Consider the following 18,115-nt stretch of genomic DNA (forward strand, 5'->3'; position numbering starts at 1 on the left):
GGTGGCCGCGCGGTCGGCGGGTCCGCTGACCAGCGTCGACGTCGACGTCGTGGCGCTGACGCTGTCCGGCGGTCAGCTCGCCGACGGCGAGCAGCTCCCCTCCCCCCACGTCTGGGTGGAGCCGGACGACACCACACCCGGTCGCCGGCGCTTGCCGGGCCGACCGCTCACCCCGGCCGACGACCTGGAGGGTGCCGCCCGGGGGGTCCTCGCCGCCATCGGCATCGACGAACCCCGCCACCTCGAGCAGCTCGCCTCCTTCGGCGCTCCCGACCGGGTGCCAGGACGCCACGCGGTCAGCGTCAGCTACCTGGCCCTGATCCCCGAGCCGCACCATCCCCCTGCCCACGGGACGGACGGCGGGTGGGTGCCAGCCGCCCAGCAGGCCGCCGGCGACCTCGCCTGGGACCACGCGACGATCGTCGAGGCCGCGGTCCAGCGGGTGCGGAGCAAGCTCTCGTACTCGAACATCGCCTACGGGCTGCTGCCCGACGAGTTCACGATGTCCGAGCTGCAGCTGGTCTACGAGGCGGTGCTCGGCACCACGCTCGACAAGCGGAACTTCCGGCGCAAGGTCACCGCCCTGGGCCTGCTCAGCGACACCGGCCGGCAGCGGCGGGGATCCCACCGCCCCGCGCGCCTGTACACCTTCACGAGCGCCGAGCTGGTGCTGCTCGACGACGTGATCGCCACCTCCTGACGCCCGCCCTGACGCCCCATCCCCCGGACGACCCATGACGCCCTCCGCACTCTTCACCGACTTCTACGAGTTGACGATGATGGCCGGCTACGCCGACGCGGGGCTGGCCGACGCCCCGGCGACGTTCGACCTGTTCTTCCGGCGTCCGCCCGAGGGCGTGTCCGTCCTCGTCTCGGCCGGCCAGCAGCTCGCCCTCGACTTCCTCGAGGCGCTCCGCTTCACCGACGAGGACCTGGCCTACCTGCGCACGACGCCGCTGCCCGCCGCCTTCGTCGACTCGCTGGCCGACCTGCGGTTCACCGGCGACGTGCACGCCGTGCCAGAGGGGACGCCGGTCTTCGCCAACGAGCCGGTGCTGCGGGTCGAGGCCCCGCTGGCCCAGGCCCAGCTGGTGGAGACCGCGCTGCTGAACGCCATCTGCTACAGCTCGCTGGTGGCCTCGAACGCCGCGGAGGTCCGCCTCGCCGCCGGCGATCGCGGGGTCCTCGAGTTCGGTGCCCGACGGGCGCACGGACCGGACGGGGCGCTGTCCGCCTCGCGTGCGGCGTTCGTCGGCGGGTGCGACTCGACGTCCAACGTCGAGGCGGGGCACCGCTTCGGGATCCCCGTGTCGGGCACCCAGGCCCACGCGTGGGTCATGGCGTTCCCGTCGGAGCTCGAGAGCTTCCGCGCCTACGCCACGACCTTCCCCGATGCCTGCGTGCTGCTGGTCGACACCTACGACACGCTGGGCGTCGGCGTGCCGAACGCGATCACCGTCGCCCGGGAGATGCGGGCGAGGGGACAGCGGCTGCAGGGCATCCGCCTGGACTCGGGCGACCTGTCCGCGCTGGCGACGGGCGCCCGCGAGCAGCTGGACGCCGCCGGGTTCGAGGAGGTGCAGATCGTGGCCAGCGGCGACCTCGACGCCCGTCGGGTCGCCGAGCTGTGCCGCGCCGGCGCGCCGATCGACTCCTTCGGGGTGGGGACCGCCCTGGTCACGGCGAAGCAGGACCCGACCATCTCAGGGGTCTACAAGCTCGCGCACCTCGCCGACGTCGACGTGGCGAAGATCTCCTCCAACCCGGGCAAGACCACCGACCCGGGGCGCAAGCAGGTGTGGCGGACCGACGACGGCGACGTGATCGGGCTGGCGGACGAGGACCGGCCCGGCACGCCGTTGCTCAACCAGGTCATGGCCGACGGACGGCGGATCGCCGACCTCCCGGACCTGGCGCGGATCCGCGCGCAGGCGATCGAGTCCCGCGGGTGGCTGCAGGCCCGCTGCCCCGAGGAGGACCTGCTGCGCTGGCCCGTGCGGCGCAGCCAGCGCCTCGACGACCTCCGCGAGGCCGTGCTCGCCGACATGGCCGACGGGATCCGCGGGGAGGCCTGACCCGCCCCCGACGGGGTCAGGCCATCGAGCGCGGCCGTTCGAACGTCAGCCCCCCGCCGCCGGCGGCCTCCACCAGCTCACCGGCGCGGGCGAACGCGACCAGGTCCGCCCGCGCGTCGCGCAGGTCCACGCCGACGTCCCGGGCGTACTCGCGCAGGTTGATCCGCCCACCGGCGGGGACCGCCGCCACCACGGCACGGCCCCGGTCCGGCAGGGCGGGGCGGGGCCGGGGGTCGAGGGCGTCCGCGGCGGCCTCGAGCGCGCGGGCCAGCGCACCGGTGTGGCGTTCGAGCCAGCGGGACCGGTCGCCCCGACGGCGCACGGTCGCGGCGACCTCCCCGTAGTAGCCGGTCGGATCGGCCATCAGCTGCCGCTCGAGCACGGCGACCCCCTGGGGGTCCACGCCCGCGGCCACCAGCACCAGCCGTGCGCAGGCGCGCGCGACCCGGCCGTTGCCCGCCTCGAACGGCTGGATCTCGAGGAGCCTCCCGTGGACCAACCCGGCGGTGATGGCGGGGTGCTGCACCAGCGTGCGCCGTCGCAGCCACTCGTCGAGGTCGGCCAGCGCCGGCTCGACGGTGTCCGGCGCCGGCGCGTGGTAGATGACCATGCCCTGCGCGCCGTCGTGGACGGCCTGCTCGGTGCGCCGCGGCGCGCCGATGACGGCGGGGTCGACCAAGCCCTCGCAGACGATGCCGTGCACGTCGCGCAGCGCGGTGAGCGGCTCGGTGACGATGCGGGAGGCCAGCTCCGCCTCCACGGCGTCGAGGGTCCGGAGGTTCGCGTACTCGACGGCGGCGACGTCCTGGGTCTCCATCCCCTCGAGCCGGAGGGCGCGGGCCCAGCCGGTGCCGAGGTCCGCCGGGGGCCCGTCGAGGACCGGCACGTCACCGGCGTCGACCCGCGCGACGGTCTCGTCGGTCAGCGGCGACCCGTCGAGGCGGGCGGAGCAGGCCGCCGCCTCCCCGCGGGCTGCGGGGGCGAGGCGCGCCCGCCGATCGGGATCGGCGCCGGCGATCCGCGTCGTGGCCGCCTCGGCGCGGGCGACCAGCTGGACCAGGTGGTGGCTGTAGGTGAACTGCACTGTGGGGGATGCGCCCGCGGACTAGCGCGAGAACCCGAACGTCCGGGCCACGGTGCGCTGGACGTTGTTCTCGCCGATGCGGATGCCCGCGTACACGCCCGCACCCGCGGCGGCGGCCGTCAGCGTGCCGATGCCGACCCCGCGCATCACCTTCTTCTGGGTGCGGTCGAACTCGACGACGGGCCAGCCCCGCCGGTGGGCGATGGCCATCAGGGACCGGTCGGGGTTGACCGCGACCGGGTGGCCGACCATCTGCATCATCGGCAGGTCGCTCGCTGAGTCCGAGTACGCGTAGCACTTGGTCAGGTCGTAGCCCTCGTCGACGGCGAGGCGGCGGAGGACGTCGGCCTTGCCCTCCCCGTAGCAGAACGGGGCGGCGAGCTGCCCGGTGTACATCCCGTCGACGATCTCGCTCTGGGTGCCGAGCCCGCCGGTGATCTCGAGTGCGCGGGCCAGCTCGCCGACGATCTCGATCGGGCTGGCCGAGATGATGTACACGTCCCGCCCGTTCTCGCGGTGCATGTCGAGCAGGGCGTTGGCCTCGGGCTTGATCTTCGGGAGCAGCTCCTCGATCACCTGCGGGGCGAGGCTGGTCAGCTTGTCCGCCTCCGTGCCGGCGACCGTGGCGAGGATCCGGTCGCGGATCGCCTCGGACTGCTCGTCGGAGGCGCCGAACAGCCGGAACATGAGCGCGGTGGACCCGTCGGCGAGCAGCCGCTTCATCGGCAGGAGCCCCTCGCGGTAGGCGGCCTTCCCGAAGTAGTAGGCGCTCGACCCGGACATGAGCGTACGGTCGAGGTCGAAGAAGGCGGCGCTGTCGGTGGTGCCGGCCTCGGTGACGGTGGTGGCGGTCATCTCGGGGCTCATCGTGGCCCGGAGTCTGCCACCGGTGCTCCGGCTCCGCGGCCGGCGGACCGGCCCGGAGGGTCACCTCGTGCCACGCGAGCCCCTGCGCGACACTTGCGGTGCACATGACCTCACCGCCTGCACACGAGCCGTCCGCCGCGCTGTCCCTCGACCTGCTCGAGTCCCTCCTCGGGTTCGTCGCGGCCGCCATCCACGACCGGCCGGTGCAGCAGCTCGTCGCCGCGCGGCTCATGCTGGAGACCGTCGGTGTCGCCGACCAGCTCTCCGAACGCGGCATGGCGGCGCTGTCGACCGCCGGCGAGCAGGCCCGTCAGATCATGTGGGCGCTGACCGCGCCGACCTTCCGCCCCTCCCACCTGGCCGAGGACCTGGAGCGGTCGCTGTCCGATGCCGCGCCGGCTGCCTCCCCCGCGGTGCGCGTCGACCTCGGCGACGAGGTCGCGCCGGAGGTGTGGGGGGTCCTGGTGACAGCCGTCCACGACGTCGCCGTCGACGTGCTGCTCGGCGGCCAGCAGCTCGTCGAGGTGGCGGTCTCCGCCGACGCCGAGGGGGTGGAGGCGCGCGTGACCTCCACCGGCGGGTCCGCGGGGGAGGTCGGGACCGCCGGCCCGTGGGTGCAGCTCGCCGGCATCCGCCTGGCCGACGTCGGGGGGCTCGTCACCGTCGGCGACGAGGCCGGACGCCGTCGCGTGGTCCTGCGCGTCCCCACCTGAGGTGTCAGGGCGTCGACGTGGCTCGGGCGGCGAGCTCCGCGTCGGCGCGGGCCCGCTCCTCACAGCTGTCCGCGCGTCCGCACCAGCGGCACATCGGCCCGGCCGACAGGGTGATCGGGGTCGGGTCGTCCTCCAGTCGGATGGCGGCGGCGACGCGGTCGACCAGCCCGCGGGCGGCGGCCTCGAGGACGTCGTCGGTCACCGCCTCCTCGTCCCAGGTCCCCTCGTCCACGTAGAACGTCGCCACCTTGAACGGGGCCTGGCGGTACTTGAGGGTGGCCAGCAGCGCGTACCAGCGCATGTCCTGGCGGTCGCTCCGGGAGCGGTTCCCGGTCTTGAGGTCGACCAGCAGCAACCGCCGTTCGTGCGGCACGACCCGACCGAGCACGAGGTCGGGCTTGCCGCGGACCGCCACCGCCCCCGCGCCGAACCGGGCGGTCAGGGTCGGCTCGAAGATCACCCGCCAGGAGTCGGGCAGGACGGGGAAGAGGGTGCGGTACTCCTCGACGACCGTGGTGGCCTCGGCCTGCACGGCGGCGACCTCGAGGTCGGTCAGGCCGTCGGCGTAGTCGACCTGCCCGTCGCCGGAGTGGCGGAACTCCTCCCACGCGTGGGCCATCAGCTCCTTCGCGCCGGTCCGCCGGCTGACGTGGTGGTCGAGGGCGATGGCCCGGTGGACGAGCTGTCCGCGGACGGTCGGCCGGGACCACTCGAACGGCGTGGCCCGCAGGTCGAGGTAGCGGCCGTCGCAGGCGAGCGCGTCGAGCTGGGTCTTGCCGAGCACCACCCGGCGCGCGTCCGCGGGCCGGTCCTCGAGCAGCGGGGCCAGGCGGCCCTCGATCCAGTCGCGCAGCCGGGCGGGCCGGTCGGGGTCGGGCACCGGGCGCGGACGGCCGACCGCGAGGAGGTCGGTGACGATCCGCCGGGGGGCCTCGCCCAGCCCGGCCAGGTCGATGCCGCCGACGATCTGGGAGTCGGGGTCGGGTGCGTGGTCAGAGCCGATCAGCGCCACCCCTTCCGCTCGAGCTGGGTGCGCGTCGCCTCGAGCTCCTCGACGAGCCGCTGGTGGGCATCCAGGCGGTCGGGGTCGATCAGACCGTCCGCCACGGCATGGCGCACCGCGCAGCCCGGCTCGACGTCGTGGGTGCAGTCCCGGAAGCGGCAGGTCGCCGCCGCCTCGGCGACCTCGGTGAACACCGCGTCCAGGTCGGCCCCCTCCGGCCACAGGCCGACGGCCCGCACGCCGGGCGTGTCGAGCATCGCGCCACCGGTGGGGAGGACCAGCAGCTCGCGGCGGGTGGTCGTATGCCGGCCCTTCGCGTCGCCCTCGCGGACGCCGCCGATGGCGAGGGCCTCGTGGCCGAGGACGGCGTTGACCAGGGACGACTTGCCGGCCCCCGACTCGCCGAGCAGCACGAGCGTCCGGTCGGGATCGGTCAGGGCGTCCACGGCGTCGATGCCGCGCGCGCGGGCGTCGTCGGTCGCGGCGGCGGTGAGCAGGACCGGCTCCCCCCGGGTGGCGTCGGCGACGGCCGTCACGACGTCGTCGGCGCCGGGCAGGTCGCCCTTGGTGACGATCACCACCACCTCGGCGTCGCTGCCGTGCGCGACGGCCAGCTGCCGCTACAGCCGGCGGGCGTTGACCGGGCGGTCGGCGCCCTGGACGACGGCGACGACGTCGGCGTTCGCGGCGAGGACCTGCGGAGCCGCCCGATCGGCGGGGTCGCGGCGGACCAGCGCGGTGCGGCGGGGCAGCACCTCGGCGATGACCGGCTCGTCGAGGTCCGCCAGGTCCGCCACGACGACCCAGTCGCCGGTGGCCGGTGCCGTGAGCGGGTCGCGGCTGCGGGCCCGGTGGACCACGAACTCCCGCCCGCGCGGGGTCATGACGTCGAAGCCGACGCGGTGGGTGCGGACCACCCGCCCGGGACGGTGTCCGCTGCCGGCGGCGTCCGCGTCTGCGTCGACCGTCGCAGCGACCACCGCGTCGACGGCGGACCGCCACCCCTCGTCGAAGCCCACCCCCGCGAGACCGCCGTCGGCGGTCACGTCGGCGTCAACCCCCGGCATCGCCGTCTGACGGCCGCTCCGGGCGGCGCGCGTCGTCGTTGCGGCGGACCTCCACGACCTCGATGTCGATCACACCCGGGTCGCGACGCGGTGGCGGGCTGGTCGGGGGGCCGCCACGGCGGGGAGGCCGTGCATCGGCCTCGTCCGACCCGGTGGCGCGCCAGCCGCGCCGGCCGGACCCTCGGGCGCGCGGCGTGCTGCCGATCGTCAGGATCTGGCCGAACGGGCCACCGCCGAGCTGCACGCGTCGGCGCACCCACCCGTTCAGCAGCTTGCGCGTCGGCGTGAACACGCAGATCAGGCCCACGGCGTCGGTCACGAACCCCGGGGTCAGCATCAGCGCACCCCCGAACAGGATCAGCGCGCCGTCCGCGACCTCCTCGGTCGGCAGGCGCCCCTCGGCGACCGCCGCCTGGAAGTTGCGCCACGCGAGCGCGCCCTGCATCCGGACCAGGTACGCGCCCACCACCGAGTCGAGGACCAGGATCAGGATCGTCGTCGGCCATCCCAGCCACGCCTGCACCTGCCCGATCGCCGTGATCTCGACGATCGGGACGACGACGAAGGCGAGCAGGATGAAGGGCAGCACTAGGACGCCTTCTGCTGGCCCTTGGAGCGCTCCACCGAGGCCTTGAGCGCCTCCATCAGATCGACGACGGAGGACGGCTCCTCCTCACCCTCGGCGACGGCGATCTCCTCGCCCTCGACCTTGGCCTGGACCGCGTCGAGGACCTTCTGGCGGTACGTGTCGGTGTACGCGTCGGGGTCGAAGGTCCCGCTGTAGCTCTCGATCAGCGTCATCGCCATGTCGACCTCGGCCTCCCGCGGTTCGGGGACCTCGTCGATGCCGACGTCGGACAGGCTGAACTCCCGGATCTCGTCGGGCCAGTGCATCGTGTTGAGGACCAGCACCGGGGCTGCGTCGTCCTCGTCGGTCGCGGGCGGGTCGACCCGGCGGAGCACCGCGAGGTGCTCCTTGTCCCGCATCGTCACCCGGCACAGCGCGACGCTGCCGGACTGCGCCATCGCGGTCGTCAGCAGCGCGTAGGCCTTCGCGCCGGTCTCCTCGGGGCCGAGGTAGTAGGCCTTGTCGAAGTAGATCGGGTCGATCTCTGCGAGGGGGACGAACGTCTCGATGTCGATGACCCGGCTGGACTTCGGCCGCAGCGACTCGATCTCCTCGGGCTCGAAGACCACGTAGCGGTCGCGCTCGTACTCGAAGCCCTTGACGATCTCGTCGTTGCCGACCGGTTCGTCGTCGGCCTTCGCGACCCGCTTGTAGCCGATCCGGCTCGAGTCGGAGCGGCGCAGCTGGTTGAACGACGGCGACTTGTTCTCCGTGGCGGTGTACAGCCCCACGGGGATGGTGACCAACCCGAAGGAGAGCGTGCCCTTCCACAACGTGCGCGGCATGCCCCCATCATCGCGGGGTCACCGGCCGCGCGCCATGGGCTGTGGACCGACCTCAGTCCTCGCCCAGGTAGCAGAGGATCCGCTCGGACTCCCCGTCCTCGTCGAGGTAGTACAACACGATGGTCGGACCGTCACCGGGTTGGAGGACGCCGTCGGGGTGGTACTCGCCCCGCTCCACCCACGATGCGTACGGACCGGAGGTGAACTGGATGTCGTTCGCGCCCGCGTCGTAGGTGTAGGTGCCGGCTCCGCCGCTCTGGGAGGCGTAGGTGGAGGCGTCGACGATGTCCATGTTCTCGAACGGGTACACGCCGTCCTGCCAGCACACGTAGGTGCCGGTCGGGATCGCGCCGCCAGCCGGCGGCGGCTGGTCGCCACCGCCCTGGCCGTCGTGCACCGGGCCGCTGGCACCGAGGGACTCGATGACCGCGTCGCTGATCTCGGCCGTCGATCCGAGCCCGACGACCAGGTCGAGGGGCCCGCGGTCCTCGGCGTAGCCGAGGGTCGAGCTCGGCGCCGCCGACTGCTGGACGTACAGCTGGGGCGCGGCGAGCGCAGCCGCGGGCGACGCGCCGGCGAGCGCGTACACCCACCCGTCATCGGTGTAGCCGTTCACGACGGTCACCTGCTCGGTCCGCGCCCACAGGTCGGTCGCGATGGCGACCGCGGGCAGATCCCGCGCGTCGCCGGCGACGCGACGGGTGGGGCCGTGGGCGCCGACCTCGGCCATGACATCGGCCGACAGGGCGGCCTCGCCCCCGAGCAGGACCAGGTCGTTCCACCCCCGCCCGGCGAGGAGCCCCTCGACCGCCGGGTGCAGCGCGGTCCGCGAGGTCACCACGATCGGCGTGCCCGAGTACGTCGCGTAGGCGCCGCCGGTCGCGGCGTCCGCCCACTGGTCGTCCCGGGCCAGGAGCAGCCGGGTCGTCGGGAACCGGTCCAGCACGTACGTGGCGATCGCGACCGACGTCTCGACCCGGGAGGCGCCTGCGAACCGCTCGGTGCAGCGATCCTGGGCAGTCAGCGCCTCCTCGACGGCGGTCGACACCGCGGACGTGCCACCGAGGATGAACACGTCCGGACCGTCGGCGCAGCCTCCCGGCGGACCCAGCACGCGGGCGACCTCGTCGGCGACGGACTGCGGCAGCTGCCCCGCCGCCCCGCCCGGGACGTACAGCAGGGGGCCCGTGCCACCGGTCAGGACGGCGCCGGCCAGGGAGTCGGCGAACCCGTCGTCCCGGCCGATCACGACCTGCGCCGCCTCGCCGTCGTCGAAGACCGCCCGCGACATGTCGATGGCGACGTCGACCGGTGTCGCGCCGATGCCGATGCGGTAGCGGCCGAGCGCCGCCGGCCCGTCCCCGGGCAGACGCGACTGCGCCCCCGCCGGCGGCGCTGACGTGACCACCAGCGCGAGCAGGAGGGCGACCAGGACCGACCAGGTTGCGCGGCTCCGACGTGTGGGCATGCGTGGACCTCCCGCGTCGACTGCGCGCGGGCCCGCGCCCGCGTCGACGTGATCATACGGCCCGGGTCCGGCGATGATGGGATCGTGGCCACCCGAGCGTCCCGCGTGACGACGATCGACTTCCCCTCCCCCCTGCCGGTGGAGCAGGTCGCGGCGACGTCGTGGGAGCTCGACTGCGAGGGCATCACCCAGACGGTCAGCAACCTCACCAAGCCGTACTGGAGGCCGGAGGGCTACACCAAGGGCGACCTGCTCGCGTACTACCTGAACGCCGCCGACTGGATCCTGCCGTTCCTCGAGGACCGGGCGCTGACGCTGAAGCGGATGCCCGAGGGGGCGGACGGCGACTTCTTCTACGCGAAGAACGCACCCGGCCACGTCCCGGACTGGGTGCCCCGCGCGCCGATCATCTCCGACGACGACGGCAAGCGGATCGACTACCTGATGGCCCAGGGGCCCGCCAGCCTGGTGTACGTCGCGAACCTGGGCTGCATCGAGATGCACCCGTGGCACAGCCGGACCGATGCGCTGGGCTTCCCCGACTACGCCTTCTTCGACCTCGATCCCTTCGACGTCGACTTCCGGACCGTCAAGGACGTCGCGCTGGTCATCAAGGCCGCCCTGGACCAGCTCGGGCTGGTCGGCTACCCGCGGACCAGCGGGGCGACCGGGATGCACATCTACGTCCCGATCGACCGCGAGCACACCTTCGCGGAGGTCCGCGAGTTCATCACCCGCGTGTGCCGCCTGGTCCACCGCGCGGACCGCGAGCGGACGACGATGGAGTGGCAGATCAGCGACCGCACCGGGAAGGTCTTCCTGGACGCGGGGATGAACACCGAGGGGCGGAACATCGCCTCGGCCTACTCCGTCCGCCCGCACCGCGGCGCGCCGGTGTCGACGCCGTTGCGCTGGGAGGAGCTCGAGACCGACGTCGAGCCCCAGGACTTCACGATGGCGTCTATCTGGCCGCGGCTCGTGGAGGTCGGCGACATCTTCACCGCCGTCCTCGCCGGCGGGCAGACCCTCTGGTCGGCGATGGAGGCGATCGGGATGGCCACCGACGCCGAGCGGCGCGGCCCCTCCCACACCCTCGCCGACGCCCCACCAACACCCGAGGCGCAGCCAGCGCCGGAGCCCGCTGCACGGTCCGCGGCGGTCGTCGAGGAGGCGGGCGAGCTCGACACCTACCGGGCGATGCGGGACTTCGGCCGGACGTCCGAACCCGCCGGCGACGACGTCGTCCCGACCGGGCAGTCCCGCTTCACCATCCAGCACCACCTGGCCACGGCGCTGCACCACGACCTCCGCCTGGAGCGCGGCGGCACCCTGCGCAGCTGGGCGCTGCCGAAGGGCCTGCCGCTGGTCCCGGGCCTGACCCACCTGGCGGTCCAGACCGAGGACCACCCCATGGAGTACCTCACCTTCGCCGGGGACATCCCCGAGGGCGAGTACGGCGGCGGCCCGATGCGGATCTGGGACACCGGCACCTACGAGACCCTCGAGTGGGAGGACGGCAAGGTCACCTTCCGGCTGCACGGCCAGCGGCACACCGGCGAGTGGCACATGTTCCGCCCGGGAGGGCGGACCGACGACGCTGGCCGAGGGGGACGGGGGAGCCGCGACGGGCGGAACTGGATGATCGTCCGCTCTGCCCGGGACCGGATCGTCCTGCCGCCGGACCCGCCGGCGGTGCGGCCGTGCCTGGCCACCGGCGGCGGGGCGCCCTTCGACGACGACGGCTGGGCCTTCGAGGTCAAGTGGGACGGCGTCCGGGCGATCGCCACCACCCGGCGACCCGGTCTGGGTCCGACGAAGGAGCGCAACGAGGGCACCACGACCTACACGTCGCGGAACGGCAACGACATCACCGAGGCGTACCCCGAGATCGCCGACCTGTGGCAGCGCGTCCTCGCGTTCACCGCCGTCCTCGACGGCGAGGTCGTCGCGCTCGGACCTGACGGCCGCCCGTCCTTCGGGCGCCTGCAGCAGCGGATGCACGTCCGCGGTCGCGAGCGGGTCGACCGGTTGCGGCGGACGATCCCGGTGACGTTCATGGTCTTCGACCTGCTGGCCGTCGACGGCCAGGACCTGACCGGCCTGCCGCTGTCGGACCGCCTCGGCCTGCTCGACGACGTGCTGGTGCCCGGCGGCCGGATCGGTCGCAGCGACGCGATCATCGGCTCGGGCACGGCGCTGCACGCGGCGGCGGAGGCCCAGGGGCTCGAGGGGATCGTCGCCAAGCGGCTCACCTCGACCTACCTGCCCGGGCGCCGGTCACCGGACTGGGTGAAGATCAAGATCCGCCGCACCGCCGACGTCGTGATCGGCGGGTGGCTCGAGTCGACCCGTGGTCCCGGAGATCTGGGCAGCCTGCTGGTCGGCGCCCACGACGAGGACGGTGGCCTGCGCTACCTCGGCCGTGTGGGCACCGGCTTCGACACCGCCGAGCGGGCGCGGCTCCTCGACCTGCTCGAGGAGGTCGAGGACTGCCCCTTCGCCGATCCGGCGGGCACCGCCGCCACGCCGCGCGAGGCGGTCCACTGGGTCCGCCCGGTCGTGGTGGCCGAGGTCGAGTACGGCGAGCTCACCGACGAGGGTCGCCTGCGCGCGCCCTCCTACCGGGGCACCCGCGAGGACGTGCCGCCCGAGTCGGTGGCCAGGTCGGAGGTGACCTGACCACCGGGCGGCCGGTGCGGGCTCCGGCGGCTAGTCCCCCGCCGCGGCGGCGCCGAAGCGCACCTGCTGGATGTCGTCGCCGGCCAGGCTGACGACCTCGGTGGCCGACGCGACGTCGTAGAGGCGCACGGTGCTCTGGTTGCTGACCAGCGCCTGCCCCTCTGCGGGGTGGACGTCCAGGGAGTAGATCATCCCGGGCAGGTCGTCGGTCAGCTGCGTGTCGGCTCCCCGCAGGTCGTGGGCCCAGAGCTCACCGGCGATCGCGTCGACCTGGATGATGACGTTGTCGTCGAGCCACGCCATCTCACCGACCCGATCGTTCAGGCGGGCCGTGTCGCCCCCGCCGGAGGGCGCGGTGAACGTGCCGTCCCCGTCGGTGAACAGGATGGTCGTCCCGTCTGGGCTGATCGCAGGGCCGAAGCCGAACAGGTCGAGCCGCTCGGCGCCGCTGCCGTCGAGGTGGACCGTGGCGAGCTCGCCGCCGAGGGCGGTGATCACCACGCCGCCGTGGGGGCTGAACTGCTGGTCGGAGAGGATCGGGTCGGCGTCACCGGTGGTGGTGATGAACCGGGCGTCCTCGCCGCCGAGGTCGACGACCTGCAGGTCCTGGGCGTCCTCGAAGGTGTTGGTCACCACGACGTGGGTCCCCTCGGGGGTGAACACCGGATTCGACAGCTGCTCGGCGGTCTCCGGCGCGTGCAGCACCTGGAGGTTGTCGGTCCCGATGCCGCCGCAGAGGCAGAACAGGTCGCCGTCGACGGTGATCGCGATGTCGCCGTCCGCGTTGACGTCGAACCCGGTGACCTCCTCACCCGGCGGGGTGAGTGCCTGGCCCTCGCCGTCGTACACGACGCCGTCGTCGAGGAACAGGAACGGTGCCGCCGGCTCCTCGTCCGGGTCGTCCGGGCCGACGCCCGACCCGAGCATGCCCTCCGCCGCGGTGCGGGTCGCCTCCGGCACCTCGGACTCCGGTCCGACGGTCAGGAGCGTGCTGATCGGGAACTCCCGGAGGAACAGCTCCGTCGTCGTCTCGGGGATCCCGTCGTTCGCCGGCACCCCCCCGGGGTTGACGTAGAGCAGCGGGGCGCCGAACAGCCCGCCGACCGCCGCCGCGGGCAGCGCGGTGGTCCAGAAGTCCGGCCGGAAGCCGTTGACGATGATCGCCGTGAACACCGCGCTCGTGTCCCACAGCTCGGTGGCGGCCAGGTAGGCGGTGTCGTCCCGGCTGACGCCGGCGACGCGGCGGACGGTGGTGACGAAGCCCTGCTGGCTGACCGCGTCGATGACCTGCTCCTCGACCTCGGCGGACAGCGCCGCTTCGCCGCCGAGGAGGATGACCTCCTCCCAGGCGGTGTCGCCCGGGGTGAGCAGGTCGCGGACCTGCGGGTCCAGGGCCGCCTGGCCGGTGACCACGATCGGGAACCCGTTCGCGGCCGCCCACGCGCTCGCCGACGCGGAGTCCGCCGGGTTCCCGGCGGTGGCGATCAGCAGGGTGCCGCGGCTGGCGCCGGGCTCGAGGAACTCCGCGAGCATGTGGCTCGCCACCGCCACCGACGTGCCGACCCGCTCGTCGCCGGCGAGGCGGCTGGGGCAGTAGCCCTCGTCGCGGAGGGTGTCGAGCACGTCCTCGCTGATGGCGGACACGCCGCCGAGGACGAGCACGTCGGCCGGCACGTTGCCGCACCGCTCGTCGTTCGCCTGCGGGGTGCCGAGGACCCGCTGGATCTCGGCCAGCACCTCGTCGGCGAGCGGTGCGGGCGCCGGGTCGACGAGCAGCAGCGGGCCGTTCCCCTGGGTGAGGGCGGCGCCGGCGAGGTTGTCGGCGAACACGTCGGAGCGGCCGAGGACGACCTGGCGGGCCGGGACCGACGAGGTCTCCTCGGACAGCGCGATCGCCGCCCCGACCGGGTCCTCGACGGCCGCGAGCCGCCGGCTCTCGCCCTGCGCCGCGGCGGGGATCACCGCCCCCACCAGCAGCGCGGCGACCGCCACCGCGACCAACGTCCGCCACCCACCTCGTCGCACCGCAGCGTGTTCCACCGTCGCTCCTGACCGCATCCGCACCGGCGACCCCGGCGGCCGCCACGGGCCGGGACGGTACCGCACGTCCCCGACCCCGAGGTGGCCTGAGCGGACCGGCGTCAGCGGCGCATCGACGCGGTGACCCGGCGGGCGAGGGCGTGCAGGACGGCCCGGACCGCGGCGACCTGCGGGTCGTTCCGCACGAACGCCGAGCCGAGGAGCTCCTCGGCGTCCTCGCCCGTGGTCACGTCGACGCCGACGTTGATCAGCGCCCGCCGGACGGGGGTGTCGGGGTGCTCCTCGACCCAGCGGAGCGTCACCTCGGTCCCGAGCACGAGCAGCTGGGAGACCGCGCTGCAGGTGGCCCGTCCCGCGGCCGCGAGCAGGTCGTCACCCTCGACCGCAACCTCGCCCGTCGCGCTGCGGCCGCCGTCCTCGAGCACCACCTCGACCGCGTCGAGGTCCGGCCAGACCCGCACGACGGTCACGAGCGGTCGGAACGGCAGGTCCGGGACGGGCATCTGGTTCATCGAGGGCTCGCTCCTCCAGGGGTCGGCTGTCTGACCGGACGCTACGCTGAGGCCCCTCGGCGCGCCCCCGACCCTCCGCGCCGCTGCTGCCGGATGCACCTCACCTCGTCGACCCCGACGGTCGCCCCCGACCGCGAGGAGGTCACCTCCACCGACACCCGCGACGACTCCGAGCGCCTGTGGGAGGTCGTGGTGTGGAACGACCCGGTCACGCTGATGAGCTACGTCGTCTTCGTGCTCCGCAAGCTGTTCGGCTACGACGAGGCCACGGCGACCCAGCTGATGATGCAGGTGCACGAGGAGGGCAAGGCGATCGTCTCGAGCGGTCCGCGGGAGAAGGCCGAGATGGACGTCCACCGCCTGCACGCCCACGGGCTGCAGGCGACCCTGACGAGGGGCTGAGGTGCTCTTCCGACGGCTGGTCCGCCAACCCGGCGGGGGGATCCGCGTGACGCTGCCGAACGCCGAGCGGGCGGTCCTGCTCGACGTCGCGACCACCCTCCGCCAGGTCATCGCCGGCGTCGACGCCGACACCCCGCCGGACGAGCTGACCGGTCGGCTGTTCCCCCGGGCCTACGAGGACCCGCTCGAGGAGATGGAGTACGCCGACGCGATGATGGGGTCGCTGGTCGACACCAAGCGGACGCTCCTCGACACGTTCGTCGACACGCTCCACGGCGGGCGGACGACCCAGGGGCGGTGGCGCACCGACCTCGATCCCGACCAGGTGGAGGCGTGGCTGGCGGTCCTCCAGGACGGCCGCCAGGTCCTCAGCAGGGTCGTGGGCATCGAGACCGAGGCGGACTGGGAGCGGGTGGAGGAGATCGCCGACGAGCGCGAGGACCACGCGGTGCTCGTCCTCGCCTACCTCGGCGACCTGCTCAACGGCATGGTCCTGCTGCTGATGGGCGGCCTGGACGACGCCTGACCGGCCGGCGGGTTACCAGCGGGTAACATGCGTCGGGATGGATCGGCGAGGGCGGTTGACGGCACCGGAGCGACGCGAGCAGCTGCTCGCGGTCGCGGGCGAGCGCTTCGCCGAGCTGGGCTTCCACGCGGTGTCGATGGAGGCGATCGCCGAGTCGGCCGGCGTGTCCAAGCCCGTGCTGTACCAGCACTTCCCGTCCAAGCGGGCGCTGTACCTGGCCCTGGTGGAGGACGCGGTCGGGGAGATGCAGCGCCAGGTCACCAGCGCGCTCGAGGGCACGACGGACAACCGCCAGCGGGTCCTCGGCGCGATCCGGGCGTTCTTCGACTTCGTCGAGGACCCCCGCTTCCGCCTGCTGTTCCTGACCGCGGACTCAGCGGACGCCGAGATCGCCGAGGTGGTGGACACCGCCCAGCAGGGGGTCGCCGAGTCGGTGGCCAAGCTGATCGCCGCCGACGCGGGGCTGTCGACGCCGTCGGCGGAGCTGCTCGCGACCGGGGTCCGCGGGCTCGCGGTGGCGGGGGCGCAGTGGTGGGTCGACCAGGCCGGCGCGTCGGCGGAGGCGAAGGAGGACGCCGTCCAACTCCTCGCCCGCCTGGTCTGGCGCGGCCTAGCGGGCTTCGAGCGCTCGTAGGGATCTGCCGGTCGGGGACCTGGGCGGTCGCGTTGTCGCGTGGTCGCGTGGGCGCGACGTGGGACCCAGATCTGAGAGTTGGTGGTGCCGGCGGAGCTCAGGCTCAGATCTCAGGTCACGGTCGGCCGACGTGGGACCCAGATCTGGGAGTTGGTCGCACCGGCGGAGCTGAAGCTCAGATCTCAGGTCATGCCCGGTGGCCGTCGACCGCGGACGCCGGCGACCGCGCGACCTAGGCTGCCGGGGCGATGGATCTGGCCCGTGACGTGCTGACCGCCGTGCTGTGGCTCGGCGCCGGTCTGCTGGTGTACGCCGGCGGGACGAAGCTGGTCGTGCCGGACGCGGCGATGGCCGCCCTGCACCGCCTGCACCTGCCGTCGGGCCGGGTCGCCGCCCGGGTGCTCGGGCTCGGCGAGATCGCCGTCGGCGCCGTGATCGTCGTCGCGGGCGGGCTCGTGGGGGCCGTGGTCTCGCTGGTGACCTACCTGGCCCTGACCGGCGTGTCGCTGCACCAGCGCGCCGCCCAGGTCGACTGCGGGTGCTTCGGCGTCCGGCGCTACCCGATCCCGAAGCTGCACATCGCCGTCGACGCCGGGCTGGCGGTGGTCTCCCTGGCCGCCGTGGCGGCCCCACCCCTCCCCCTGGCCGAGGTGGGCGCCGACGCCGGCGTCCTGGCCCTCCTGGCCGGCGCGGTGCTGGTCGCGACGGGGGTCGCACTGGTGACTGCGATGACCGAGCGGGCGGGACTGGCCGAGGCGGCGAACCTGTGACCACGACCCGGGTGGAGGGGTAGGGATGGGTGTCGTCGTCGCGCTGCTCGCCATCGTCGTCGCGCTGCTGGCGGTCATGGTCATCGGCCTCCTGCGCACCAACGCCGACGTCCTGCGCGCCCTCGAGGACCTGGGCGCCGGCATCGGCGACCCCTCCGGCCCCTCTGGCGCGTCCGGCCCTGCAGCCGGCCGCCGGCGCCGCGACCAGGCGCCCGCACCCGCGGCGAAGACCGGCCGGCCGGCGATCGACCTGTCCGGCGCGACCCTCGACGGCGGCAGCCAGGCGGTCCGGGTCTCCGGCGTCGGCCACGACACCCTCCTGCTGTTCCTCTCGAGCGGGTGCCTCACCTGCCGGAGCTTCTGGGACGCCCTCCGCGAGCCCGGTGGCCTCGGCTTGCCCTCGCGCATCCGGGTCGTCGCGGTCACGAAGGACCTCGACGCCGAGAGCCCGTCGGAGCTGGCCGAGCTGATCCCCCGCCACGGCGCGGTGCACCTGATGAGCTCCGCGGCGTGGACGGACTACGCCGTCCCCGGCTCCCCCTACGCGGTCCTGGTCGGCGGGGCGGAGGGCCGCGTGATCGGCGAGGGCACCGGCGGGTCGTGGGAGCAGGTCGCCAACCTGCTGGCCCAGGCCAGCGGCGACCTGGCCTACGTCGGCGAGGACACCCCGCGCACCCGCAAGGCGGGTCGCGACATGGAGGTCGAGCGGGACACCGACGCCGAGCTCCTCAACGCCGGGATCCGCCCCGGCGACCCGAGCCTCTACCCCGGGCAGGAGGAGACCGCGCCGGGCGACGAGCCACCGGCCACGTGACCCCGCTCGTCGTCGTCACCGCGCTGGCCGTCATGGCCGCGGTGCGCA

General features: G+C 73.9%; 19 protein-coding genes. 9 read left to right on the forward strand and 10 right to left on the reverse strand.

The features are described from left to right. Nucleotide 1: 1 nt before the first annotated feature. Together ACEQ2X_RS17605 and ACEQ2X_RS17610 are read left to right on the forward strand one after the other, a co-directional pair. A complete protein-coding gene (locus ACEQ2X_RS17605; RefSeq protein ID WP_370327149.1) occupies nt 2-700 on the forward strand; it encodes an NUDIX hydrolase in 699 nt (232 codons plus the stop codon). 34 nt (nt 701-734) lie between these two features. After that, on the forward strand, nt 735-2,075 hold the full coding sequence (locus tag ACEQ2X_RS17610) for a nicotinate phosphoribosyltransferase (protein WP_370327150.1): 1,341 nt from the start codon (nt 735-737) through the stop codon (nt 2,073-2,075). 16 nt (nt 2,076-2,091) lie between these two features. Here the strand turns inward: ACEQ2X_RS17610 and ACEQ2X_RS17615 are convergent, their stop codons facing one another. Together ACEQ2X_RS17615 and ACEQ2X_RS17620 are read right to left on the reverse strand one after the other, a co-directional pair. Further along, nucleotides 2,092-3,159: a Fic family protein gene (locus ACEQ2X_RS17615; RefSeq protein WP_370327151.1), complete on the reverse strand. Its 1,068-nt coding sequence runs from the start codon at nt 3,157-3,159 to the stop codon at nt 2,092-2,094. A 21-nt stretch (nt 3,160-3,180) separates the two neighbouring features. Further along, nucleotides 3,181-4,014, reverse strand: coding sequence for an HAD family hydrolase (locus tag ACEQ2X_RS17620; protein WP_370327152.1), 834 nt, complete (start codon nt 4,012-4,014; stop codon nt 3,181-3,183). Nucleotides 4,015-4,130: 116 nt separating this feature from the next. Between ACEQ2X_RS17620 and ACEQ2X_RS17625 the strand changes: the two genes are divergently transcribed. After that, nucleotides 4,131-4,739: a hypothetical protein gene (locus ACEQ2X_RS17625; RefSeq protein WP_370327153.1), complete on the forward strand. Its 609-nt coding sequence runs from the start codon at nt 4,131-4,133 to the stop codon at nt 4,737-4,739. A 4-nt stretch (nt 4,740-4,743) separates the two neighbouring features. On the opposite strand, the gene ACEQ2X_RS17630 is transcribed toward ACEQ2X_RS17625, so the two are convergent. From ACEQ2X_RS17630 to ACEQ2X_RS17655, 6 genes are read right to left on the reverse strand one after another with little or no spacing between them, the layout of a single operon-like run. Then, entirely contained in the window at nt 4,744-5,751 is a 1,008-nt protein-coding gene (locus ACEQ2X_RS17630) for a PD-(D/E)XK nuclease family protein (protein ID WP_370327154.1), read from the reverse strand. Next, nucleotides 5,742-6,356: a ribosome small subunit-dependent GTPase A gene (rsgA, locus tag ACEQ2X_RS17635; RefSeq protein WP_370327185.1), complete on the reverse strand. Its 615-nt coding sequence runs from the start codon at nt 6,354-6,356 to the stop codon at nt 5,742-5,744. Before rsgA ends, ACEQ2X_RS17630 begins: the two co-directional genes overlap by 10 nt. A 6-nt stretch (nt 6,357-6,362) precedes the next feature. Beyond that, nucleotides 6,363-6,809, reverse strand: a complete 447-nt coding sequence (locus ACEQ2X_RS17640) for a hypothetical protein (protein ID WP_370327155.1) — start codon at nt 6,807-6,809, stop codon at nt 6,363-6,365. Continuing rightward, nucleotides 6,796-7,398, reverse strand: a complete 603-nt coding sequence (locus ACEQ2X_RS17645; RefSeq protein ID WP_370327156.1) for an FxsA family protein — start codon at nt 7,396-7,398, stop codon at nt 6,796-6,798. Before ACEQ2X_RS17645 ends, ACEQ2X_RS17640 begins: the two co-directional genes overlap by 14 nt. Then, nucleotides 7,398-8,222 (reverse strand): Ku protein, encoded by an 825-nt coding sequence (locus tag ACEQ2X_RS17650; RefSeq protein WP_370327157.1) that lies wholly within the window; start codon nt 8,220-8,222, stop codon nt 7,398-7,400. Before ACEQ2X_RS17650 ends, ACEQ2X_RS17645 begins: the two co-directional genes overlap by 1 nt. Nucleotides 8,223-8,274: 52 nt before the next feature. Beyond that, entirely contained in the window at nt 8,275-9,690 is a 1,416-nt protein-coding gene (locus ACEQ2X_RS17655) for a cell wall-binding repeat-containing protein (protein WP_370327158.1), read from the reverse strand. 84 nt (nt 9,691-9,774) lie between these two features. Between ACEQ2X_RS17655 and ligD the strand changes: the two genes are divergently transcribed. After that, complete coding sequence (gene ligD / locus ACEQ2X_RS17660; protein ID WP_370327159.1) at nt 9,775-12,369, forward strand: non-homologous end-joining DNA ligase; 2,595 nt, start codon at nt 9,775-9,777, stop codon at nt 12,367-12,369. A 30-nt stretch (nt 12,370-12,399) separates the two neighbouring features. Here the strand turns inward: ligD and ACEQ2X_RS17665 are convergent, their stop codons facing one another. Together ACEQ2X_RS17665 and ACEQ2X_RS17670 are read right to left on the reverse strand one after the other, a co-directional pair. Next, entirely contained in the window at nt 12,400-14,409 is a 2,010-nt protein-coding gene (locus ACEQ2X_RS17665) for a cell wall-binding repeat-containing protein (protein WP_370327160.1), read from the reverse strand. A gap of 101 nt (nt 14,410-14,510) precedes the next feature. After that, entirely contained in the window at nt 14,511-14,921 is a 411-nt protein-coding gene (locus ACEQ2X_RS17670) for a hypothetical protein (RefSeq protein ID WP_370327161.1), read from the reverse strand. A 93-nt stretch (nt 14,922-15,014) separates the two neighbouring features. Between ACEQ2X_RS17670 and clpS the strand changes: the two genes are divergently transcribed. The 5 genes from clpS (at nt 15,015) to ACEQ2X_RS17695 (ending at nt 18,067) form a co-directional block, all read left to right on the forward strand. Then, nucleotides 15,015-15,323 (forward strand): ATP-dependent Clp protease adapter ClpS, encoded by a 309-nt coding sequence (gene clpS / locus ACEQ2X_RS17675; protein WP_370327162.1) that lies wholly within the window; start codon nt 15,015-15,017, stop codon nt 15,321-15,323. A 1-nt stretch (nt 15,324) separates the two neighbouring features. Continuing rightward, entirely contained in the window at nt 15,325-15,849 is a 525-nt protein-coding gene (locus tag ACEQ2X_RS17680; protein ID WP_370327163.1) for a DUF2017 family protein, read from the forward strand. 37 nt (nt 15,850-15,886) lie between these two features. Then, nucleotides 15,887-16,483, forward strand: coding sequence for a TetR/AcrR family transcriptional regulator (locus ACEQ2X_RS17685; protein ID WP_370327164.1), 597 nt, complete (start codon nt 15,887-15,889; stop codon nt 16,481-16,483). A 248-nt stretch (nt 16,484-16,731) separates the two neighbouring features. Next, entirely contained in the window at nt 16,732-17,253 is a 522-nt protein-coding gene (locus tag ACEQ2X_RS17690; protein WP_370327165.1) for a MauE/DoxX family redox-associated membrane protein, read from the forward strand. Nucleotides 17,254-17,278: 25 nt separating this feature from the next. After that, nucleotides 17,279-18,067, forward strand: coding sequence for a hypothetical protein (locus tag ACEQ2X_RS17695; RefSeq protein WP_370327166.1), 789 nt, complete (start codon nt 17,279-17,281; stop codon nt 18,065-18,067). The last annotated feature ends 48 nt before the right edge of the window (nt 18,068-18,115 follow it).

It is taken from the genome of Euzebya sp. (assembly GCF_964222135.1).
GTDB lineage: Bacteria > Actinomycetota > Nitriliruptoria > Euzebyales > Euzebyaceae > Euzebya.